This window comes from Pseudomonas sp. J380 (assembly GCF_009827115.1).
Lineage (GTDB): Bacteria > Pseudomonadota > Gammaproteobacteria > Pseudomonadales > Pseudomonadaceae > Aquipseudomonas > Aquipseudomonas paracarnis.
This window is the reverse complement of sequence record NZ_CP043060.1, coordinates 6,078,268-6,098,702: the sequence shown is the minus strand read 5'-3', so window position 1 is coordinate 6,098,702 and position 20,435 is coordinate 6,078,268. Positions and strand designations below refer to the sequence as shown.

At 62.0% G+C, this 20,435-nt stretch carries 20 protein-coding genes; 13 read left to right on the top strand and 7 right to left on the bottom strand.

Features of this window, described 5'->3' with window-relative positions; translation table 11 throughout:
- Nucleotides 1-25: 25 nt before the first annotated feature.
- Both FXO12_RS27865 and FXO12_RS27860 read left to right on the top strand, forming a co-directional pair.
- On the top strand, nucleotides 26-394 hold the full coding sequence (locus FXO12_RS27865; RefSeq protein WP_125919870.1) for a hypothetical protein: 369 nt from the start codon (nucleotides 26-28) through the stop codon (nucleotides 392-394).
- Between the two features lie 23 nt (nucleotides 395-417).
- Entirely contained in the window at nucleotides 418-1,203 is a 786-nt protein-coding gene (locus tag FXO12_RS27860) for an outer membrane protein OmpK (protein ID WP_003192827.1), read from the top strand.
- A 108-nt stretch (nucleotides 1,204-1,311) separates the two neighbouring features.
- Here FXO12_RS27860 and FXO12_RS27855 read toward each other — a convergent pair whose 3' ends face one another.
- Nucleotides 1,312-2,460, bottom strand: coding sequence for a patatin-like phospholipase family protein (locus tag FXO12_RS27855; RefSeq protein ID WP_057976993.1), 1,149 nt, complete (start codon nucleotides 2,458-2,460; stop codon nucleotides 1,312-1,314).
- A gap of 160 nt (nucleotides 2,461-2,620) precedes the next feature.
- Nucleotides 2,621-3,556: a lipid A biosynthesis lauroyl acyltransferase gene (locus FXO12_RS27850; RefSeq protein ID WP_054920436.1), complete on the bottom strand. Its 936-nt coding sequence runs from the start codon at nucleotides 3,554-3,556 to the stop codon at nucleotides 2,621-2,623.
- A gap of 119 nt (nucleotides 3,557-3,675) precedes the next feature.
- On the opposite strand from FXO12_RS27850, the gene minC reads away from it, so the two are divergent.
- The 8 genes from minC (at nucleotide 3,676) to FXO12_RS27815 (ending at nucleotide 11,878) form a co-directional block, all read left to right on the top strand.
- Entirely contained in the window at nucleotides 3,676-4,413 is a 738-nt protein-coding gene (gene minC, locus FXO12_RS27845) for a septum site-determining protein MinC (RefSeq protein ID WP_057976991.1), read from the top strand.
- Nucleotides 4,414-4,611: 198 nt separating this feature from the next.
- On the top strand, nucleotides 4,612-5,424 hold the full coding sequence (minD, locus tag FXO12_RS27840) for a septum site-determining protein MinD (RefSeq protein ID WP_003192835.1): 813 nt from the start codon (nucleotides 4,612-4,614) through the stop codon (nucleotides 5,422-5,424).
- 3 nt (nucleotides 5,425-5,427) lie between these two features.
- Nucleotides 5,428-5,682 (top strand): cell division topological specificity factor MinE, encoded by a 255-nt coding sequence (gene minE, locus FXO12_RS27835; protein WP_003175252.1) that lies wholly within the window; start codon nucleotides 5,428-5,430, stop codon nucleotides 5,680-5,682.
- A 106-nt stretch (nucleotides 5,683-5,788) separates the two neighbouring features.
- Nucleotides 5,789-6,424, top strand: coding sequence for an RluA family pseudouridine synthase (locus FXO12_RS27830; RefSeq protein ID WP_003192838.1), 636 nt, complete (start codon nucleotides 5,789-5,791; stop codon nucleotides 6,422-6,424).
- A 195-nt stretch (nucleotides 6,425-6,619) separates the two neighbouring features.
- Nucleotides 6,620-7,909: a M18 family aminopeptidase gene (locus FXO12_RS27825; protein WP_160049782.1), complete on the top strand. Its 1,290-nt coding sequence runs from the start codon at nucleotides 6,620-6,622 to the stop codon at nucleotides 7,907-7,909.
- Nucleotides 7,910-8,100: 191 nt separating this feature from the next.
- Complete coding sequence (locus FXO12_RS28825; protein ID WP_164545339.1) at nucleotides 8,101-8,277, top strand: hypothetical protein; 177 nt, start codon at nucleotides 8,101-8,103, stop codon at nucleotides 8,275-8,277.
- Nucleotides 8,278-8,349: 72 nt separating this feature from the next.
- Nucleotides 8,350-10,515, top strand: a complete 2,166-nt coding sequence (locus FXO12_RS27820; protein WP_034126128.1) for a mechanosensitive ion channel family protein — start codon at nucleotides 8,350-8,352, stop codon at nucleotides 10,513-10,515.
- Nucleotides 10,516-10,531: 16 nt separating this feature from the next.
- Nucleotides 10,532-11,878 carry an amidohydrolase gene (locus FXO12_RS27815; protein ID WP_054896340.1) on the top strand — a complete coding sequence of 449 codons (1,347 nt, stop codon included), beginning with the start codon at nucleotides 10,532-10,534 and terminating at the stop codon, nucleotides 11,876-11,878.
- Nucleotides 11,879-11,988: 110 nt separating this feature from the next.
- On the opposite strand, the gene FXO12_RS27810 is transcribed toward FXO12_RS27815, so the two are convergent.
- From FXO12_RS27810 to FXO12_RS27790, 5 genes are all read right to left on the bottom strand, one after another.
- Nucleotides 11,989-12,213 carry an MbtH family protein gene (locus tag FXO12_RS27810; protein ID WP_003192847.1) on the bottom strand — a complete coding sequence of 75 codons (225 nt, stop codon included), beginning with the start codon at nucleotides 12,211-12,213 and terminating at the stop codon, nucleotides 11,989-11,991.
- An 82-nt stretch (nucleotides 12,214-12,295) separates the two neighbouring features.
- On the bottom strand, nucleotides 12,296-13,696 hold the full coding sequence (locus tag FXO12_RS27805) for an aspartate aminotransferase family protein (protein ID WP_057976988.1): 1,401 nt from the start codon (nucleotides 13,694-13,696) through the stop codon (nucleotides 12,296-12,298).
- 274 nt (nucleotides 13,697-13,970) lie between these two features.
- Nucleotides 13,971-14,738 carry an N-acetylmuramoyl-L-alanine amidase gene (locus tag FXO12_RS27800; RefSeq protein WP_054896342.1) on the bottom strand — a complete coding sequence of 256 codons (768 nt, stop codon included), beginning with the start codon at nucleotides 14,736-14,738 and terminating at the stop codon, nucleotides 13,971-13,973.
- 123 nt (nucleotides 14,739-14,861) lie between these two features.
- Nucleotides 14,862-16,181 (bottom strand): ATP-binding protein, encoded by a 1,320-nt coding sequence (locus FXO12_RS27795; protein WP_054896343.1) that lies wholly within the window; start codon nucleotides 16,179-16,181, stop codon nucleotides 14,862-14,864.
- Nucleotides 16,181-16,861 (bottom strand): response regulator, encoded by a 681-nt coding sequence (locus FXO12_RS27790; RefSeq protein WP_014719307.1) that lies wholly within the window; start codon nucleotides 16,859-16,861, stop codon nucleotides 16,181-16,183. The genes FXO12_RS27795 and FXO12_RS27790 overlap by 1 nt, the downstream gene beginning before the upstream one ends.
- A gap of 175 nt (nucleotides 16,862-17,036) precedes the next feature.
- On the opposite strand from FXO12_RS27790, the gene dsbD reads away from it, so the two are divergent.
- The 3 genes from dsbD to dsbG are packed head-to-tail and all read left to right on the top strand — an operon-like array spanning nucleotide 17,037 to nucleotide 20,346.
- On the top strand, nucleotides 17,037-18,764 hold the full coding sequence (gene dsbD / locus FXO12_RS27785) for a protein-disulfide reductase DsbD (protein ID WP_057976986.1): 1,728 nt from the start codon (nucleotides 17,037-17,039) through the stop codon (nucleotides 18,762-18,764).
- A complete protein-coding gene (locus tag FXO12_RS27780; protein WP_034126122.1) occupies nucleotides 18,764-19,609 on the top strand; it encodes a TlpA disulfide reductase family protein in 846 nt (281 codons plus the stop codon). The genes dsbD and FXO12_RS27780 overlap by 1 nt, the downstream gene beginning before the upstream one ends.
- Entirely contained in the window at nucleotides 19,585-20,346 is a 762-nt protein-coding gene (gene dsbG / locus FXO12_RS27775) for a thiol:disulfide interchange protein DsbG (RefSeq protein ID WP_054896344.1), read from the top strand. The genes FXO12_RS27780 and dsbG overlap by 25 nt, the downstream gene beginning before the upstream one ends.
- The last annotated feature ends 89 nt before the right edge of the window (nucleotides 20,347-20,435 follow it).

Sequence of the window (20,435 nt, the reverse complement as noted above, 5' to 3'; positions counted from 1 at the left end):
ATAACAACAAACAGGGAACCCCCACATGCACAACCTTGACATGGGGCCGGCCACACGCCGCGCCCCATTCTTGCCCCTCGCGCTCTGTTACAGCGCACTTGAGCCCAGGCCTGGGAGCCAGTATTCTCCGCGCCCGCTCGAATCGACTCAAAAAAAAACAGCGAATGTAAAAGCTGACCTCAAGGCCAACTTATCCCGGCCTGATGTTTGCTGCCAAAGTGCGCAAAAGTCCCCTGAATTCGACTGCATCCGCTGCAGCCGACGGGGATTTTTTGGCTTTTTCAGCACCTTGGCGCAGCTCTTGCTAAAAGCATCAAAGCTGACCGAACAGACGATTTTTGCAGCGAACCAAAAGGCGCCACACCAGAGCGCCTGCGTAGAAGAAAAACCATAAAATTTTAACTCGGGAGCAACCGAATGAAACCTATGTTCAAAGGCCTGATGCTGGCTGGATCACTGTTGGCCGGTGGCCAGGCCGTAGCCGGTGACTTGTTGCAGTGGCAAAACAACAGCCTGACTTATCTGTGGGGCAAGAGCTTTACCGTCAACCCGCAGATCCAGCAAACCGTCACCTTCGAACATGCCGACGCATGGAAGTACGGCGACAACTTCTTCTTCCTCGACCGTATCTTTTACAACGGCAAGGAAGACGGCAATGTCGGCCCGAATACTTACTACGGCGAGTTCAGCCCGCGTTTATCGTTCGGCAAGATCCTGGACAAGGACCTGTCGTTCGGCCCAATCAAGGACGTGCTGCTGGCCTTCACCTATGAGTTCGGCGAGGGCGATAACGAGTCCTACCTGCTGGGGCCGGCATTCGACTTGAACATCCCCGGTTTCGACTACTTCCAGTTGAACTTCTACCAGCGCCAGACCGAGGGCAATCGTCCGGGTGACGGCGTGTGGCAGATCACTCCGGTCTGGTCGTACACCATTCCCGTGGGTAATTCCGACGTGCTGATCGACGGTTTCATGGACTGGGTGGTGGATAACGACAAGAACGCTCGCGGCACTTATCACGCCAACCTGCACTTCAACCCACAGGTCAAATACGACTTGGGCAAGGCGCTGCATTGGGGCGACAAGCAGTTGTATGTGGGTTTTGAATACGACTACTGGAAGAACAAGTACGGGATTGAAGACAGCGGCGCCTTCAAGACAACCCAGGACACAGCAAGCTTCCTGGTCAAATACCACTTCTAAAGGTTGATCGCGGTTCCCTGTGGGAGCTGGCTTGCCTGCGATCGCGATGTGTCTGTGCCAGCAGTGTTGGCTGGCATACCGCTATCGCAGGCAAGCCAGCTCCCACATTCAGTTCGGCGTCAGGCCCAGGAAACGGGTGATTTCTTCGCGCTTGGCCAGCGCATCCTTGCGCCCCAGTTCGATCAACTCGCTGCAATACCCCGCCTCGAACAACAGATAACTCAACACCCCTGCCCCGCTGGTCTTGGTTGCCCCAGGCCCCCGTAAAAACACACGCAACGCCGCCGGCAATTCTTGGCGATGTCGCGCGGCGATTTCATCGATGGGCTGGCTGGGGGCAATCACCAACACCTCTACCGGCGCCAGGCCCTGCACCGCCGCATCCGCAGGCACGACGCGGCTGAACTGGTTCAAGCGCTCCAGCAGTTCGATATCGCTTTCCAGGCTGTCAATGAAGGTGCTGTTGAGCATGTGCCCGCCGATTTGCGCCAGGGTCGGTTGCTGGCCGGTGTAGGTGCGTTGCGTCGAGGCTTCATTGCCCCTTGGGTTGCCGCTCACACCGACGACCAATACGCGGCTGGCCCCCAGGTGCAAGGCCGGGCTGATGGGCGCGGACTGCCGCACTGCGCCATCGCCGAAGTACTCTTCGTCAAGTTTGATCGGAGCGAACAACAGCGGAATTGCGGAGCTTGCCAACAGGTGCTCTACCGTCAGTTGGGTCGGTACCCCAATGCGCCGATGACGCAGCCAGGCATCGATGGTGCCGCCGCCCTGATAGAAGGTCACCGCTTGCCCGGACTCATAACCAAAGGCCGTCACCGCCACCGCCTGCAAGTGCTTGCGGCGGATAGCCTCGTCGATGCCGTCCAGGTTCAAGCGCGCTTGCAGCAAGTCACGCAGGGGAGAGCTATTGAGCAACGCCACCGGCACCTGGGCACCCAGGCCCAACAGGCTGTGGATCAGGAAGCGACTGGCCTGGCGTATCACCCCCGGCCAATCGCTGCGCAGCACCTGATGACTGCGAAAGCCCTGCCAGAACGCTGTCAGCCGTTGAACAGCCGCGCAGAAGTCACTGGCCCCACTGGCCAGGCTCACCGCATTGATGGCGCCGGCGGAGGTGCCGACGATCACCGGAAAAGGATTCGGTGCCCCTGGCGGCAGCAATTCGGCAATCGCCGCCAGCACCCCCACCTGATAAGCCGCTCGCGCCCCGCCGCCGGAAAGAATCAAGCCTGTGACCGGTTCAACTGGGCGCATTGCGTCACTCCATGTGGCGAAAAGTTGGGCTTATCAACGTCATATCACTGTAGGAGCGAGCTCGCTCGCGAAGATCGCCAATGATTACGCGTACATCCTAGGTGAACGCGGTGTTATTGGGTTTTTCGCGAGCAAGCTCGCTCCTACAATGGCAGCAGGGTTATCGACGGCGCTTTTCGTACAACTTGGGCTCACCCGGCGGCCGGCTCTTGAAGCGGCGATGGGTCCACAGGTATTGCTCAGGGCATGCGCGTACCGAGGCTTCGACCCACTGGTTGATGCGCAGGCAGTCAATCTCGTCGGTTTCACCCGGGAAGTCGGTCAGCGGCGGATGGATCACCAGGCGGTACCCGCTACCGTCAGCCAGGCGCTCCTGAGTAAACGGCACCACCAGCGCCTTGCCCAGGCGTGCGAATTTGCTGGTAGCGGTAACGGTAGCAGCCTGGATGCCGAACAACGGCACGAAGATGCTTTGCTTGGCGCCGTAGTCCTGGTCCGGTGCGTACCAGATGGCCCGGCCGGCGCGCAGCAGCTTGAGCATGCCGCGCACGTCGTCGCGCTCCACGGCCAGGGAATCGAGGTTGTGGCGTTCACGGCCACGGCGCTGGATAAAGTCGAACAGCGGGTTGCCGTGTTCGCGGTACATGCCGTCAATGGTGTGCTTCTGCCCCAGCAGCGCCGCGCCGATTTCCAGGGTGGTGAAGTGCAGCGCCATGAGGATCACGCCCTTGCCGTCCAACTGCGCCTGCGTGAGGTGCTCCAGCCCTTCGACATGGGCCAGGCGCGCCAGGCGCGGCTTTGGCCACCACCAGCTCATGGCCATTTCAAAGAAGGCGATGCCGGTGGAAGCGAAGTTTTCCTTGAGCAGGCGTTTGCGTTCCTTGACGGATTTTTCCGGGAAGCACAGCTCTAGGTTGCGCGCCGCGATGCGGCGACGATCACCTGCCACGCGGTACATGCCCGCGCCCAGCAGGCGACCAATGGTCAACAGCGCCCGATACGGCAATTGAGTGACCAGCCACAGCAGGCCGAGCCCCAGCCATAGCAGCCAAAAACGCGGGTGAAGAAATACAGCTCGAAAACGCGGGCGATCCATTACAGATTCCGGTAAAGACAAGGGCCGCGCATTCTACAACGGTTCGACTCGGCTTGCGGCGGGTGAGTGTTCTCGTTATAAGTCTCGACACTTTTCGTGACAAGCCGCTTTCGCCGACCATGAGCCAAACCGAACCGCTAGACCAAGATCCCGTGTTCCAGCTAAAAGGCAGCATGCTCGCCATTACCGTGCTGGAACTGGCCCGCAATGACCTCGACGCCCTGGACCGCCAACTGGCCGCCAAGGTCGCCCTGGCGCCGAACTTCTTCAACAACGCCCCGCTGGTGCTGGCGCTGGACAAGCTGCCGGCTGGCCAGGGCGTGATTGATTTGCCCGGCCTGATGCGCGTATGCCGTTCCCATGGCCTGCGCACACTGGCGATTCGCGCCAGCCGCATCGAAGACATTGCCGCCGCCATCGCCATTGAACTGCCAGTACTGCCACCGTCCGGCGCCCGCGAGCGTACGCTGGAGCCATTGGTCGGCGAAGAAAAGAAAAAACCGGAAAAACCACCGGAGCCTGCGATCAGGCCTACAAAGATCATCACCTCGCCGGTACGCGGCGGGCAGCAGATTTACGCCCAGGGCGGCGACCTTGTGGTGGTCTCCTCGGTCAGCCCGGGGGCGGAACTTCTTGCCGATGGCAACATCCATGTATACGGCCCGATGCGCGGACGCGCCCTGGCCGGCATCAAGGGTGATACCAAGGCACGTATTTTTTGCCAGCAGTTGACCGCCGAGCTGGTTTCTATCGCGGGTCAGTACAAGGTTTCCGAAGATTTGCGCCGCGATCCACTGTGGGGCGCTTCGGTACAGGTCAACCTGTCGGGCGATGTGTTGAACATCATCCGTCTTTAACGGATACTGCCGCATTTTCCAAGCATCTCTAGACTCTGATAGCAAAGCGAAACCGGCAAGACTTGTGTAGGACTAATTGGAAGTTGGTGTTTCCCCATGGAAACTCCTTCTTTTCCTGCAAAGGCTGTCCGCCTGCAGCGAGTTTCAAGAGATGTTTTTCAGGGACCGAAAGTCCTTTTTCCTTAGGGGTGAAACACCTTGGCCAAGATTCTCGTGGTTACATCCGGCAAGGGTGGTGTGGGTAAGACCACCACCAGCGCCGCTATCGGTACCGGCCTCGCTCTGCGCGGCCACAAGACAGTCATCGTCGACTTCGACGTCGGTCTGCGTAACCTTGACCTGATCATGGGCTGCGAGCGTCGCGTGGTGTATGACTTCGTCAACGTGGTGAACGGCGAAGCCAACCTGCAACAGGCCCTGATCAAGGACAAGCGCCTTGAGAACCTGTACGTGCTGGCTGCCAGCCAGACCCGTGACAAAGACGCGCTGACCAAAGAAGGCGTCGGCAAAGTCCTCGCCGAGCTCAAGGAAACCTTCGAATACGTGGTCTGCGATTCTCCGGCCGGTATCGAAACCGGTGCTCACCTGGCGATGTACTTCGCCGACGAAGCCATCGTGGTAACCAACCCGGAAGTCTCCTCGGTACGTGACTCGGACCGCATGCTCGGCCTGTTGGCCAGCAAGTCCAAGCGCGCCGAAGAAGGCCAGGACCCGATCAAGGAGCACCTGCTGCTCACCCGCTACAACCCGGAGCGCGTCAACAACGGCGAAATGCTGGGTGTTGAAGACGTGAAGGAAATCCTCGCCGTGACCCTGCTGGGCGTGATTCCGGAATCCCAGGCCGTCCTGAAGGCATCCAACCAAGGCGTACCGGTGATTCTCGACGACCAGAGCGACGCCGGCCAGGCGTACAGCGATGCAGTTGATCGCTTGCTGGGCAAGACCGTGGAACACCGCTTCCTCGATGTCAAGAAGAAGGGATTCTTCGAGCGTATCTTTGGAGGCAACTAAACAATGAAATTTCTCGACTTCTTTCGCGCCAACAAAAAGCCAAGTACCGCGTCGGTAGCGAAAGAGCGTCTACAGATCATCGTGGCGCACGAACGCGGCCAACGCAGCACGCCGGATTACCTGCCAGCCTTGCAGAAGGAACTGGTCGAGGTGATCCGCAAGTACGTCAATATCGGCAACGATGACGTGCATGTCGCCCTGGAAAATGACGGCAGCTGCTCGATTCTGGAACTCAATATCACCCTGCCCGATCGTTGATCGAACGGGCGGTCGCCACGGCGGCTCCACTGACGGCCCCCTCGCTCCTACAGGGTGAGGGGGCCGTCAGTGGAGCCGCCGTTGGCGTTTGTTACGAGGCTGTTTAATGCCGCTGTCCAATATCCACATCCTGCATCAGGACGACGCTGTCCTGGTGGTGAACAAGCCGACCCTGCTGCTCTCGGTGCCTGGTCGCGCCGACGACAACAAGGACTGCCTGATCACTCGCCTGCAGGAAAACGGCTACCCCGAAGCCCGCATCGTCCATCGCCTGGACTGGGAAACGTCGGGGATCATCCTGCTGGCCCGGGACGCGGATACCCACCGCGAACTGTCCCGCCAGTTTCACGACCGCGAGACCGAAAAGGCCTACACCGCCCTGGCCTGGGGCCAACCGGCACTGGACAGCGGCAGCATCGACCTGCCCCTGCGCTATGACCCGCCGACCAAGCCCCGCCACGTGGTCGACCATGAGTTCGGCAAACATGCCCTGACCTTCTGGAAAGTGCTGGAGCGTTGCGGCGACTGGTGTCGCGTAGAGCTGACACCCATCACTGGGCGCTCGCACCAGTTGCGCGTGCATATGCTGTCCATCGGGCATCCATTGCTGGGTGATGGTTTGTACGCCCATGAACAAGCCCTGGCCGCGTGGCCGCGCCTGTGCCTGCATGCAAGCATGCTCAGCTTCACCCATCCGCAAAGCGGCGAGCGCCTGCGCTTCGAGTGCCCTGCGCCTTTTTGAAGGGCTGATGCGGTCAAATGTGGGAGCTGGCTTGCCTGCGATATCGGCGTGCCAGCCAATACATCTGGCACAGAAAGACCGCTATCGCAGGCAAGCCAGCTCCCACAGGGTTTGATGTGGTTCTCGGCCATGCACGCTCACTCCAAATATCTGGCCAATACGTTAAACTCTCGCCACTGCTGTCTGGAGCTATTTATGCGCGAAGCGTTGAATCAAGGCCTGATCGACTTCCTCAAGGCCTCCCCTACTCCTTTTCATGCCACTGCCGCCCTGGCCCAACGCCTGGAGGCGGCCGGCTACCAGCGTCTCGACGAGCGCGACACCTGGGCCACCGAGGCCAACGGTCGCTACTACGTGACCCGCAATGACTCCTCGATCATCGCCTTCAAGCTCGGCCGCCAATCGCCGCTGCAAGATGGTATCCGTATGGTCGGCGCCCACACCGACAGCCCATGCCTGCGGGTCAAGCCCCAGCCGGAGCTGCAACGCCACGGCTTCTGGCAACTGGGTGTGGAAGTCTACGGCTGCGCGCTGCTGGCGCCCTGGTTCGACCGCGACCTGTCCCTCGCCGGGCGTGTTACCTTCCGCCGCGATGGCAAGGTCGAGAGCCAACTGATCGACTTCAAACTGCCGATCGCCATCATTCCCAACCTGGCCATTCACCTCAACCGTGAAGCCAACCAGGGCTGGGCAATCAATGCCCAGACCGAGCTGCCGCCGATCCTTGCGCAGTTTGCCGGTGACGAGCGCGTGGATTTTCGCGCCGTGCTCACCGAACAGTTGGCTCGCGAGCATGGGTTGAATGCCGATGTGGTACTCGACTACGAGCTGAGCTTCTACGACACCCAAAGTGCCGCCGTGATCGGCCTCAATGGCGACTTCATTGCCGGTGCGCGCCTGGACAACCTGCTGTCGTGCTACGCCGGTTTGCAAGCCTTGCTCACCAGCGACACCGATGAAACCTGCGTGCTGGTGTGCAACGACCACGAAGAAGTCGGCTCCTGCTCGGCCTGCGGTGCCGATGGCCCGATGCTGGAACAGACCCTGCGTCGCCTGCTGCCCGAAGGTGAAGAATTCGTACGCACCATTCAGAAATCCCTGCTGGTATCGGCAGACAACGCCCACGGCGTGCACCCCAACTACGCCGACAAACACGACGCCAACCACGGCCCGAAACTCAACGCCGGCCCGGTGATCAAGGTCAACAGCAACCAGCGCTACGCCACCAACAGCGAAACCGCGGGGTTCTTCCGCCACCTGTGCATGGCCCAGGAAGTGCCAGTGCAAAGCTTCGTGGTGCGCAGCGACATGGGCTGCGGCTCGACCATCGGCCCCATCACTGCCAGCCACCTGGGCGTGCGCACCGTGGACATCGGCTTGCCGACCTTTGCCATGCACTCGATCCGCGAGCTGTGCGGCAGCCATGACCTGGCGCATCTGGTCAAGGTGCTGGGGGCGTTCTACGCCAGCCGCGATTTACCCTGAGACCGAAGCACGCCCATCGCGGGCAAGCCCGCCCCCACATTTGATCTGTGAATGCATTTCAGTGTGGGAGCGGGCTTGCCCGCGATGGGTTTCCAAACAGATATAAGGCTATCTGACTCACATCAACTGCACTTCTGCCAATCCGGCCTAGACTTGTCAGAACTTCCAGTCCGACAAGGCCGCCCCTCGCCATGATCTCAATGTCCTCATTCCACGCCATGCTGATCCCCATCCTGATCGGCATGATCATGCTCGCGGTCGGCTTCAACTTTCGCGACAAGCCTCTGGGCGTGTTTGGCATGTGGATCGGCATGCTGTTGATCCTCGGCACCGTGCTCTACAAGATCCTCGCCAAACTGGCGCAGTGACAAATGCGCTCGCATTGGGCATAGCGGCCTCGTACACTCGGTCAATTCGTCGTTTTCAAGGTTGACCGCCTCGTGTTCTCCCGTCTGTTTGCCCTGCCCTGCTACCTGCTGATCGCCCTGCTCACGCTGCTGCCAGTGATGCCCGCCCAAGCCGTGGGCTTGCCCGGGATGCTGGGCGGTTCCAGCAAGACCCAACCCCAGGCGGAAGTGCCCCTGGGGCAGTCGCTGGACGAAGTGATCAAAACCCTGGAAAACGACCAGCAACGCACCCAGTTGCTCAGCGACCTGAAAAAACTGCGCGCCGCCACGCAAAAGGCCCAGCCCGCCGCCGAACTCGGGGTACTCGGGTTGATCGGCAGTACGCTGTCGGGCTTTGAGCAGCAGTTTTCCGGCGCCGACAGCCCGCTGGGGCGCTGGTCCAATGAAGTCGACCTGGCCAAGGATGAACTGGCCGCCCTGATGTTGCCAGCCAGCGAATGGCTGCCGATCATCTTCGGTTTTGCCGTGATCCTGGCCGTATGGAGCCTGCTGGCCGCTGCGCTGATCTGGCTCAGCCACCGAGTGCGCGAGCGCTTCGGCCTGCCCGAAGAGCTGCCGCAGCACCCGCGCACCTGGGACATGCTGCGCTTTGCCCTGCGCAAGCTGGGCCCCTGGTTGATCGCCCTGGTGATCACGGTTTACCTGAGCTACGCCCTGCCTTCCTCCCTGGGCAAATCCCTGGCCATGGTGCTGGCCTATGCCTTGGTAGTCGGCACCTGTTTCTCGGCAATCTGCGTGATTGCCTTCTCCGTACTCGACGGCCCGCACCGCCACCGCGCCTTGTATATCCTGCGCCACCAGGCGTTCCGCCCGCTGTGGTGGATCGGCAGTTTTGCCGCCTTCGGTGAAGCCTTGAGCGACCCGCGCCTGGTTGCCGCGCTCGGCCAGCATCTGGCCCACACCGCCGCGACCGTGGCCAATGTCATGGCGGCGTTGTCCACCGGGGTGTTTATCCTGCGTTTCCGCCGGCCCATCGCGCACCTGATCCGCAACCAGCCGCTGTCGCGCCGACTGACGCGCCGCGCCCTCACCGATACTCTGTCGATCATCGGCACCTTCTGGTACATCCCGGCTCTTCTGCTGGTGGGCATCTCACTGTTCGCCACCTTCCTGTCGGCCGGCGACACCAGCACCGCCCTGCGCCAGTCGTTGCTGTGCACGGTGCTGCTGGTGTTGTGCATGGTGATCAACGGCCTGGTGCGCCGCCACGCTCTCAAGCCGCAACGCGGGCACAAACGCCACGCGCTGTACTCCGAACGCCTCAAAGGCTTTGTCTACACCCTGGTGCACCTGGTGGTGTGGCTGGTATTCATCGAACTGGGGCTGCGGGTCTGGGGCCTGTCGATGATTCGCTTTACCGAAGGTGAAGGCCATGAAATAGCCGTGAAGCTGTTCGGCCTCGGTGGGACCTTGTTGTTCGCCTGGCTGATCTGGATCCTCAGCGACACCGCGATTCACCACGCCCTGACCCGTTCGCGCAAAGGCCTGGCCAACGCGCGTGCACAAACCATGATGCCGCTGATCCGCAACGTGCTGTTCGTGACCATCTTCATCATCGCCGCCATCGTCGCCCTGGCGAACATGGGCATGAACGTCACGCCCTTGCTGGCCGGTGCGGGTGTGATCGGTATCGCCATCGGTTTTGGTGCACAGTCGCTGGTGGCGGACTTGATCACCGGCTTGTTCATCATCATCGAAGACTCCCTGGCCATCGACGACTACGTGGACGTCGGCGGCCACCTCGGTACCGTAGAGGGCCTGACCATCCGTACCGTGCGCCTGCGCGATATCGACGGCATCGTGCACACCATCCCGTTCAGCGAAATCAAGAGCATCAAGAACTACTCCCGCGAGTTCGGCTACGCCATCTTCCGGGTGGCGATCCCTTACAACATGGAAATCGACGACGCGATCAAACTGATGCGCGAGGTCGGCCATGCCATGCGTAACGACCCGCTGCAACGCCGCAATATCTGGTCGCCGCTGGAGATCCAGGGCGTGGAAAGCTTCGAGTCCGGCAGCGCGATCCTGCGCGCACGCTTCAAGACCGCGCCGATCAAGCAGTGGGAAGTGTCGCGGGCATTCAACCTGTCGCTCAAGCGGCACCTGGATGAAGCCGGGCTGGACCTGGCGACACCGCGCTTGAGCGTGCAGGTGCAGACTGCCGGCAGCGTGCAGGAGAAAGATCCACAACAATAAGCAAGGAGAGGTTGGTATGCGAATGAACGGTCTGACACACCAATGGGTTTTGGGTCTGCTCGGCGCGGTCGCGAGCAGTGCAGTGATCGCCGCCAGCAGCGGCCAGGACAGTGCCCGGGAAACCATTGCCGCCCAGGCAAAAATCCTCGAACCCAGCCTGTTGGAAACCCGCCGCGATATCCACGCCCATCCGGAACTGGGCAATACCGAAACCCGCACCGCCGAGTTGGTCGCCAAACAGTTGCGCGAACTCGGCCTTGAGGTGAAGACCGGGGTGGCCCGCACTGGCGTCGTCGCCATCTTGAAAGGCGCCCTGCCCGGCCCGACCGTGGCCCTGCGCGCCGACATGGATGCGCTGCCGGTCAAGGAAGTCGCCGACCTGCCCTTCGCCTCCAAAGCCAAGGGCACCTACCTGGGCAAAGAAGTCGACGTGATGCACGCCTGCGGCCACGACGCCCATACCGCTATCCTGCTGAGCACTGCGAAGATTCTCACCGGGATGCGCGAGCGCCTGCCCGGCACCGTGGTGTTTTATTTCCAACCGGCCGAAGAAGGCCCCAGCGACTTTATCCCCGACGGCAAGAACACCTGGGGTGCGAAGATGATGGTGCAGGAAGGCGTGATGAAAGCGCCCAAGCCCGATGCGGTGTTTGGCCTGCATGTGTGGGCCGGTGTGCCTGCCGGGCAAATCGCCTACCGACCGGGCCCGACCCTGGCCAGCTCCGATGACCTGCGCATCAGGATCCTCGGCAAACAGACCCACGCCGGCCGCCCCTGGGACGGTATCGACCCGATCACCGTTGGCGCTCAAACCATTGTCGGCCTGCAGACCGTGGTCAGCCGCCGTACCGATATTTCGTCATTCCCCTCTGTGGTGAGCATCGGCACCATCAACGGTGGCACCCGCTATAACATCATCCCCGAGTCGGTGGACATGAGCGGCACCATTCGCTCCTACGACTACGGTATCCGCCAGAAGCTGCATGCAGACGTGCGTCAAACCGTAGAGAAAATCGCCGAAAGCGGTGGCGCCAAGGCCGAAGTGACGATCATCGAGAAGTACGACCCCACCATCAACAACCCGGCGCTGACCGAGAAAATGCTGCCGAGCCTGCGCTGGGCGGCTCAGGATGATGTGGTGCAAGGCCCGTTGGTGGGTGGCGCCGAAGACTTCTCGTTCTATGCCAAGGAGGCGCCGGGGCTGTTTGTCTTCCTGGGGGTGACCCCGAGGGATCAGGACATGAGCAAGGCGGCACCGAATCACAACCCAGGGTTCTTTGTGGATGAGTCGGCGTTGGTGGTAGGCGTGAGGACGCTGGCGTCGTTGGCGACGGATTACCTCTATACCCATACCCCCCTGTAGGAGCGAGCTTGCTCGCGAAAAACTTCAGAACGCCGCGTTTATTCAGGGTAAACGCGGCGTTCTTGCGCTCTTCGCGAGCAAGCTCGCTCCTACACAGGGTATTGGGTGAATCAGTTGGCGAGGGCCGCGCCATCCATTTTCTGGCGCAGGCTCAACGGCCGCATGTCGGTCCACACTTCCTCGATATACGCCAGGCATTCCTTCTTCATGCCACTCTTGCCCACGGTGCGCCAGCCTTCCGGCACGGCCTTGTAGTCGGGCCAGATCGAATACTGTTCTTCATGGTTGACCACTACCTGAAAGAGGATGTCGTCGCGGTCAAATACTGAGGTCATTGCTGTTCTCCGTCGCTCAAAGGCTGGCTGCGCACCACGCGCAGCACTGATATCTGTAGAAACGTACCAAGGGCCTGGAAAATTACAGGCTGGCCACGGCCGCCGCCAAGGCGCGCCCGAAAATCTCAGCCACCTGGTCGACTTCGCCAGCGGTGATCACCAGCGGTGGCAGGAAACGCACCACACTGCCATGGCGCCCGCCCAGTTCCAGGATCAGCCCGCGCTTGAGGCATTCGCGCTGCACCAGCGGCGCCAACTGGCGATGCACCGGTGGGTGGCCCTGACTATCAGGCGTGCCAGTCGGGTCTACCAGCTCCACCCCCAGCATCAGCCCACGCCCACGGATATCCCCCAGGTGCGGGAAGTCGCGCTGCAGGATGCGCAGGTGTTCGCCCAGGCGCTCGCCCATGGTCGCCGCATGGCCTGCCAGGTCGTGATCCTTGAGGTAGCGCATCACCGCCGAGCCCGCCGCCATCGCCATCTGGTTGCCGCGGAAGGTCCCGGCATGGGCGCCCGGCAGCCAGGTGTCGAGCCAGTCTCGATACACCACCACCGCCAGCGGCAGGCTGCCGCCAATCGCCTTGGACATGACCACCACGTCCGGAATGATGCCGGCGTGTTCGAAGGCAAACATTTTGCCGGTACGCCCAAAACCGCTCTGGATCTCATCGACGATCAGCGCCACCCCCGCTTGCGCGGTGATACGGCGCAGGCCACGCAGCCAGTCGATGTCCGCCGGGATCACACCGCCCTCACCCTGGACCACTTCGACAATCACCGCCGCTGGCAACAGCACGCCGGCTTCCGGGTCGTTGAGCAGGTTTTCCAGGTAATGCAGGTTGACCCGCACACCTTCGGCGCCACCCAGCCCAAACGGGCAACGGTAGTCATACGGGAATGGCAGGAATTGCACGCCATTGCCGAGCAAGGCGCCCAAGGGTTTCTTTGGCCCCAGGCTGCCCATCAAACTCAGCGCGCCCTGGCTCATGCCGTGATAGCCGCCCTGGAACGACAGCACGGTGCTGCGCCCGGTAGCAGTGCGCACCAGCTTCAACGCGGCTTCCACCGCATCAGTGCCGGTGGGGCCGCAGAACTGGATTTTCGCTTCTCGCGCCAGTTCCGACGGGAGCAAACCGAACAGGTCCTGCACGAATTGATCCTTGACCGGCGTGGTCAGGTCCAGGGTATGCAGGGGCAGTTCGTCGCTCAGCACTTGCTGGATGGCCTGGATCACAACCGGGTGGTTATGCCCCAGCGCCAGGGTTCCGGCGCCGGCCAGGCAGTCGATAAACCGCCGCCCCTCCACGTCCTCCACGTAAATGCCCTTGGCGCGTTTGAGTGCCAGGGGGATGCGCCGTGGGTAGCTGCGGGCGTTGGATTCCTGCTGGCGCTGGCGGGCCAGCAGCGGGCTTTCGTCAAACTGATAGAGCGTTTCCGCGGCCTGCACCGGGGCGTCTTCGATACGGCTGGTAGCGACTGACATCTGTGGATCCCTCAATACGCTGATGATCGTGACCAAACTGCCGATCCGTTGGCGTCTGGCCCAAGGGCATGCGCACGGATTTCCTGTTGTGGAGACGCTTCAGCGTGAAAAGGATTTAGGGGACGAGGGTTGTTAACTGATGAATGAAGATCCAATTGTAGGAGCGAGCTTGCTCGCGAAAAACTCCCCGGCGCCGCGTTTATCCAGAAAGCCCGCGGTATCGTTGACGTTTTTCGCGAGCAAGCTCACTCCTACATTTGAACAGTGCTCGGTATTAAATCCCGCGGTACTTTTCGTTCAGGGCATACAAGATCGCGCAAGTCTCTGCATCCAGGAATCCACAATAATCCCGTGGTCGAAAGTGCATCTGGAACGCCCGGGTGCGCTGTTCAAAGGCCCGGCGATTCTGCGCGGGCTTGTAGCCATAACGCTGAAACGCCCGCTCCACTTCGACCTCCGGCGGCAAGCCGAGACAAAAGCGGCGCTGGTACATCGCCCGGCTCGATTCATCAAACCAGGCCCCGATGCCGGCCTCATGCAGCACACGCCAGGGCAACCGAGGCCCAGGGTCGCTCTTGCGCCAGTAGGCCACGTCCGAATGCCCGAGCCAGTCAGTGGGGCCCACCTGCGGATAGCGCTCCAGCAGGTCGCGAAGCAATTCAATCAGTAGGTCAATCTGTGCCGGTGCGTACTCCGGAAAGGTAAAGACCCCCGCTTCATCCCGCGCCAGGTTGACGATTTCAATGCCCACCGAGCGGCTGTTGAGATCGGCCTTCCCCGCCCAATAGCTCACGCCTGCGTGCCAGGCGCGCTGGTCCTCGTCCACCAGGCGAAACACCCGCAGCTCTTCATAACCGGCAGCGCGGTAGCTGGGTTCAGCGGGATCGGGCAGCAGATAGTGAGCGCTGACGCCATCTTGGGTGAGGGTGCGTAGCGAGGAAGCAAAGGGCGCGGCGGTGTAGTGCACAAGCACCTGCTGCACGGATTCGCCGCGGCGGTCGTTGAAATCCCTGGCGGGGAAACTGGTGTCGATCACCAACATAAGAACAGTCCTTTTCATTTCGAGCCGACTCATTCGGCCCGTTCAAGCGCAAAAAAATTACCGCCATCCTGAAGGCTTGAGCCTCAGGCGGGCGGTAATTATTTGCCACGTGAAAAGGGCAGCTCAGCGCCGCAACGGCATACCCAGATCAACCCGCATACCGTCGGGCTGGCTGTCGAAGTGCAGCGAGCAGGAACAGCGCTGCACGATCGCCTGGACAATCGCCAGGCCCAGGCCACAGCCTTCGCTGCTGCCATTGCGCCAGAAGCGTTGGGTGAGGTATTGCAGGTCTTCGCTGGAGATCTGCTGGCCATGGTCACGCACGCGGAACACCACATTATTCAAGGTAGAAAACACCTGCAGTTCCACGCGGGTATCGGCCGGGGTATGGCGCAAGGCGTTGTCCAGCAGGTTACGCAAGGCCGCGACGGCAAGACCCACAGGCATTGCCACTGGAACAGGGGAAAGATCCGGCGCCAGGATCAGATCAATGCGTGAATTGTCGCCGGCGTTGGCATCCTGGATCGCCAACCGGGCGACTTCCTCGGCACTGGACTGCAGGCCATCGTCAAACGACAGGCTGCCCTCCACCCGCGCCAGCAACAACAGTTGCTCCAGGGTGCGATGCAAGCGATCGGCGCCCTCCTCGGCGTGCGCCAGGGACTGGTCGCGGGCCGCGCCCTCGGTCATGCGCGCGACTTGCAGGTGGGTCTTGATCGCGGTCAACGGGCTGCGCAGTTCATGGGCGGCGTCACCGGTCAGGCGACGTTCGCGCTCGATGGTCTTGGCGATGCGCTGCAGCAGTTGGTTCTGGGTGTCGAGCAACGGCTTGAGTTCACTGGGCAGAGGATGAATCTGCAGAGGCTCGAGGGAGTCGACACTGCGCCGCATCAGGGCATCCCGCATACGGTTGAGCGGCACCAGGCTCTGGCCAATGCCCAGCCACAGCAGGCACAGGCAGCCCAGCAATGCCACGCCGACCGGCACCGACGCCGCCAGCAGGATCGACAGGTTGAGGGCTTCACGCTCCACCTGGCGGTCGGCGGTGGTGATCAGCAAGTCGCCACGGGACAGGGTAAAACTGCGCCAGCCCACGCCGTCGATGATCTGGTCGCGAAAGCCGCTGCGGCGCGACTCCAACCCTTCCTCCGGCGTGGTATGGCTGCGCGCCAGGATCTCGCCACGCAAGGAGCTGACCTGGCAAGCCATGCCACCCGGCACATTCAGTTGTTCGGTGCGCAAATGCGCGCCCCCGCTGACGCTGGCCAGGCCCGGCATCTGCTCGGTGAGCCCGGCCACCATGCGCGCAGAGGCCACCAGGCGCTGGTCGAGGGAAAACATCATCTGGTTGCGCAAGTCGTTGAGCATCCAGGCGGCCGCCAGCACCCAGATCAGTACAAAAGCGGCGCCCAGCTTGAACGTCAGGCGCAGACGCAAGCTCATCACGGCGTGTTTTCTCCCCCATCAGCCGTGCCCAGGCGATAGCCCAGCCCCCTGACGGTTTCGACGATGCCATTGCCCAACTTGCGCCGCAGGTGGTGGATATGCACGTTGAGGGCGTTGCTTTCCAGTTCGTCGCTGAAGCCGTAGACGCTGTCCTTGAGCTGTTCGCTGGACAGTACGCGGCCCTTGTTGTGCAACAGCGCCTGCAACAACGCCTGTTCACGCCGGGACAAATCTACCGGCTGGCCGCCGAGGAAGGTCTCGCGGCTGCTGGGGTCGTAGGCCAGGCGGCCATGTTCGATCAGATTGACGCTGCGTCCCGCCACCCGGCGCAGCAGGGTTTGCAGGCGAGCAGCGAGTTCACGCAGGTCGAAGGGCTTGAGCAGGTAATCGTCGGCGCCGGCTTGCAAGCCATCGACGCGGTTGGTCACCGAGTCCCGCGCGGTGAGGATCAGCACCGGAATGTCCAACCCCTGGCTGCGTTGTTGTTGCAGCAGCTTGAGGCCGTCTTCGTCGGGCAGGCCAAGGTCGAGCACCATGATGTCGAAGGCCGCGGCCTTGAGCATCGCCCGCGCCGCCGAGGCCGTGGCCACGCGCTCCACGGTAAAGCCCTGGGCGGTCAGGCCGGCCACGATGCCACTGGCGATCAGTTCGTCGTCTTCACAGACCAGTACGTGCATGGTTAACCCTTCATGAAAGATGGCGCGATTAGAAAAGCCACGGATTAAGCGCGCATTATGCCGCTAAAGTTCGCAACACCGGACAATCCCTACGCTCTAGAATAGCGGCGGTTAATCATCGGTTAATCAACGCCACACATTGTGTGCCTCACTTGCATCGAACTAAGGCTTGACCATGCGGCATCTGTTTACCTTTCTGCTGGTGTTGTTCGCGGGATTCGCCCAGGCAGCGCCGGGCAGCCCCTTCGAAACCAAACCCGACTTCCTCCCGGTGGGCAAAGCCTTCGCCTTTACCTCCGAACGTCTTGAAAGCGGCGAAACCCAGCTGTTTTGGCAGATTGCCGACGGTTACTACCTGTACCAGCAGCGCATGAAGTTCGACGGCCTGGCCGAAAAGCCCGTGCTGCCCGAGGGTGAAGCCCATAGCGACGAGTTCTTTGGTGAACAACAGGTGTATCGCCAGGGCCTGGAAGTGAAGATCCCCGCTGGCACCACCGGCCAGGTCAAGCTCGGCTGGCAGGGCTGCGCCGATGCGGGCCTGTGCTATCCGCCGCAGTCGATCACCGTGGACCTGGGCGGCAACCCGGCCGTCGCCGCGACCGCGCAAGCCCAGGATCAAAGCCTGGCCAGCGGCCTGCAGCAGCGCAGCCTGGGGTGGAGCCTGCTGGTGTTCTTCGGCCTGGGCCTGCTGTTGGCGTTTGCGCCCTGCTCGTTACCGATGCTGCCGATCCTCGCTGGCCTGGTGGTCGGTAGCGGCGCCAGCCCGCGTCGCGGATTTGCCCTGGCCGGCAGCTACGTGGTGTGCATGGCGCTGGTGTATGCCGGCCTGGGGGTGATGGCCGCGTTGCTCGGCGCCAACCTGGCGGCGTTGCTGCAAACCCCGTGGATCCTCGGCAGCTTTGCGGCGTTGTTCGTGCTGCTCGCCCTGCCGATGTTCGGCTTCTTTGAACTGCAACTGCCCGCCTTCCTGCGCGACCGCCTCGATAACGTCAGCCGCCAGCAAAGCGGTGGCAGCCTGGTAGGTGCCGGTGTGCTCGGCGCGTTGTCCGGCCTGCTGGTGGGGCCGTGCATGACCGCGCCCCTGGCTGGCGCCCTGCTGTACATCGCCCAGAGCGGCAATGCGCTGCACGGGGGGCTGATCCTGTTTGCCATGGGCATCGGTATCGGCATTCCGCTGTTGCTGCTGGTCACCGTGGGCAATCGCTTCCTGCCCAAGCCGGGCACCTGGATGAACGTGCTCAAGGGCATCTTCGGCTTCCTGTTCCTGGGCACCGCGGTGCTGATGATTCGCCCGGTGGTCGGCGACAGCCTGTGGATCGGCCTGTGGGGCGCCTTGGCGCTGGTGATGGCGTACTGTGGCTGGGCGCTGGCCCGTGAGTCCGGCCTGGCGGCCAAGGTATTCGGCGCTGGTTCCCTGGTGCTGGGTCTGTGGGGCGCGGTGCTGGTGGTGGGGGCGGCCGGTGGCAGCGATGAGCTGTGGCAACCCTTGAAGGTCTACAGCGGCTCAAAGGTCGCCGGTGCACCGAGCGCCCACGATGCCTTCACCACGATCAACGACCCGGCCGTGCTGCAAAGCCAGCTCGACAGTGCCAAGGCCCAGGGCCAATGGGTGCTGCTGGACTACTACGCCGACTGGTGCGTGTCGTGCAAGATCATGGAGAAACAGGTGTTCGGCAAACCCGAGGTGATGGACGCGCTCAAAGACGTGCGCCTGTTACGCCTGGACGTCACCGCCGACAACGCCGCCAGCCGCGAGCTGCTGGGCCGCTACAAAGTGCCAGGGCCACCGAGCTTCGTGTGGATCGGCCCGGACGGTGAAGAACGCCGCGCCCAACGCATCACCGGCGAAGTAGACGCCGCCGCCTTCCTGCAACGCTGGACCCAGACGCGGGACGCTCTCTGATGCTGACCCTCACCATCGGCACCTTCGCCATCGCCCTGAATCACCTGCTGCTGATCAGTGCGCTGATTCTCGCCACCCTGGTGGGCTGGCGCGTGGCCAAGCGCGGCGGCGAAAACCCGGAGTCGGTGCTGTTCAGCCTGTTTCTGCTGGGCCTGCTCGCCGCCCGCGTCAGCTTTGTGCTGATGTACTGGAGTTATTACAGCCACGACTGGGTGGAGATGGTCGACCTGCGTGACGGCGGCTTTCTCGCCTGGCCCGGGATCATCGCGCTGATCCTCGGCGCGCTGGTCTACGGCTGGCGTCGCCCTGCCCTGCGCAAGCCGCTCAGCGCCGGGGTGATCACCGGCCTGGTGTTCTGGGGCATGACCAGCCTGTCCCTCAGTCTGTACGAAAAAGGCACGCGCCTGCCGGATATCACCCTGCGCAATGCCAATGGCGAGGTGGTGCAACTGGCGGATTATCAAGGCGGCCCGTTGGTGATCAACCTCTGGGCCACCTGGTGCCCGCCGTGCCGACGCGAAATGCCGGTGCTGGAAAACGCCCAGCGCATGCGCCCCGATGTGACCTTCCTGTTCGTCAACCAGGCCGAAAGCATGCAAAGCGTCAGCACTTACCTGGCCACCCAGGGCCTGAACCTCGACAACGTGCTGTTCGACGCCAGCGGCCGCCTCGGCCAGGCCGTGGGTTCCATGGCCTTGCCGACTACGTTGTTCTACCAAGCCGATGGGCGCCTGATCAACAGCCACCTGGGCGAACTCTCCGAAGCCAGCCTGGCCCGTGCCATGGAACCCTTCGACAACACCACGACAAGGAAACCGACATGCCTCGCCTCCGCCACCTGCTGACCCTGCTGCCTTTGACGCTAGCCGCTACGCTGGCCCAGGCCGAAGACCTGCCGGCCCCGATCAAACAGATCGAAGCCAAAGGTGCCAAGATCATCGGCAAATTCGATGCCCCCAGCGGCCTCACCGGCTACGCCGCCCAGTACCAGAACCGTGGCATGGCCCTGTACCTGACCGCCGACGGCAAGCACGTGATCGCGGGCAACCTGTACGACGCCCAAGGCAATGACCTGAGCACCGCGCCCCTGGAAAAACTGGTGTACGCGCCGATGGCCAAGGAAGTCTGGGCCAAGATGGAAAACAGCAGTTGGATCCAGGATGGCGATAAAGACGCCCCGCGCACCGTCTACCTGTTCAGCGACCCCAACTGCCCGTACTGCAACATGTTCTGGGAACAGGCCCGCCCGTGGGTGAAGGCCGGCAAGGTGCAGTTGCGCCACATCATGGTCGGCATCATCCGCGAAGACAGCCCAGGCAAATCCGCCGCCCTGCTCGCCGCCAAAGACCCGCAAAAAGCCCTGCAAGAACACGAAGCCGCCGGCAAGGGCAGCAAGCTCAAGGCGCTGGAAAAGATCCCGGCCGAGGTCGAGGCCAAGCTTGATGCCAATATGAAGCTGATGGATGAACTGGAGTTGTCGGCGACGCCGGCGATCTTCTATCTGGATGACAAGGGTGGGTTGCAGCAGCAGCAGGGGGCGCCTTCGCCGGATAAGTTAGTGAAAATTCTCGGGCCAAAATAAGCGCCGCCCTCGCGGGCGCCATCGCAGGCAAGCCAGCTCCCACATTTGAATGTATTCACAACTCAAAATGTAGGAACTGGCTTACCTGC

What these genes read in the sequence shown, in the direction of transcription:
- minE (WP_003175252.1), top strand. Translation starts at nt 5,428, where the DNA reads ATGAAATTTCTCGACTTCTTTCGCGCCAACAAAAAGCCAAGTACCGCG.
- FXO12_RS27790 (WP_014719307.1), bottom strand. Translation starts at nt 16,861, where the DNA reads ATGCACGTACTGGTCTGTGAAGACGACGAACTGATCGCCAGTGGCATC.
- FXO12_RS27825 (WP_160049782.1), top strand. Translation starts at nt 6,620, where the DNA reads ATGCGCGAAGCGTTGAATCAAGGCCTGATCGACTTCCTCAAGGCCTCC.
- FXO12_RS27860 (WP_003192827.1), top strand. Translation starts at nt 418, where the DNA reads ATGAAACCTATGTTCAAAGGCCTGATGCTGGCTGGATCACTGTTGGCC.
- FXO12_RS27865 (WP_125919870.1), top strand. Translation starts at nt 26, where the DNA reads ATGCACAACCTTGACATGGGGCCGGCCACACGCCGCGCCCCATTCTTG.
- FXO12_RS28825 (WP_164545339.1), top strand. Translation starts at nt 8,101, where the DNA reads ATGATCTCAATGTCCTCATTCCACGCCATGCTGATCCCCATCCTGATC.
- FXO12_RS27780 (WP_034126122.1), top strand. Translation starts at nt 18,764, where the DNA reads ATGCTGACCCTCACCATCGGCACCTTCGCCATCGCCCTGAATCACCTG.
- FXO12_RS27795 (WP_054896343.1), bottom strand. Translation starts at nt 16,181, where the DNA reads ATGAGCTTGCGTCTGCGCCTGACGTTCAAGCTGGGCGCCGCTTTTGTA.
- FXO12_RS27850 (WP_054920436.1), bottom strand. Translation starts at nt 3,556, where the DNA reads ATGGATCGCCCGCGTTTTCGAGCTGTATTTCTTCACCCGCGTTTTTGG.
- dsbG (WP_054896344.1), top strand. Translation starts at nt 19,585, where the DNA reads ATGCCTCGCCTCCGCCACCTGCTGACCCTGCTGCCTTTGACGCTAGCC.
- FXO12_RS27805 (WP_057976988.1), bottom strand. Translation starts at nt 13,696, where the DNA reads ATGTCAGTCGCTACCAGCCGTATCGAAGACGCCCCGGTGCAGGCCGCG.
- FXO12_RS27815 (WP_054896340.1), top strand. Translation starts at nt 10,532, where the DNA reads ATGCGAATGAACGGTCTGACACACCAATGGGTTTTGGGTCTGCTCGGC.
- FXO12_RS27810 (WP_003192847.1), bottom strand. Translation starts at nt 12,213, where the DNA reads ATGACCTCAGTATTTGACCGCGACGACATCCTCTTTCAGGTAGTGGTC.
- dsbD (WP_057976986.1), top strand. Translation starts at nt 17,037, where the DNA reads ATGCGGCATCTGTTTACCTTTCTGCTGGTGTTGTTCGCGGGATTCGCC.
- minC (WP_057976991.1), top strand. Translation starts at nt 3,676, where the DNA reads ATGAGCCAAACCGAACCGCTAGACCAAGATCCCGTGTTCCAGCTAAAA.
- FXO12_RS27830 (WP_003192838.1), top strand. Translation starts at nt 5,789, where the DNA reads ATGCCGCTGTCCAATATCCACATCCTGCATCAGGACGACGCTGTCCTG.
- FXO12_RS27800 (WP_054896342.1), bottom strand. Translation starts at nt 14,738, where the DNA reads ATGTTGGTGATCGACACCAGTTTCCCCGCCAGGGATTTCAACGACCGC.
- FXO12_RS27855 (WP_057976993.1), bottom strand. Translation starts at nt 2,460, where the DNA reads ATGCGCCCAGTTGAACCGGTCACAGGCTTGATTCTTTCCGGCGGCGGG.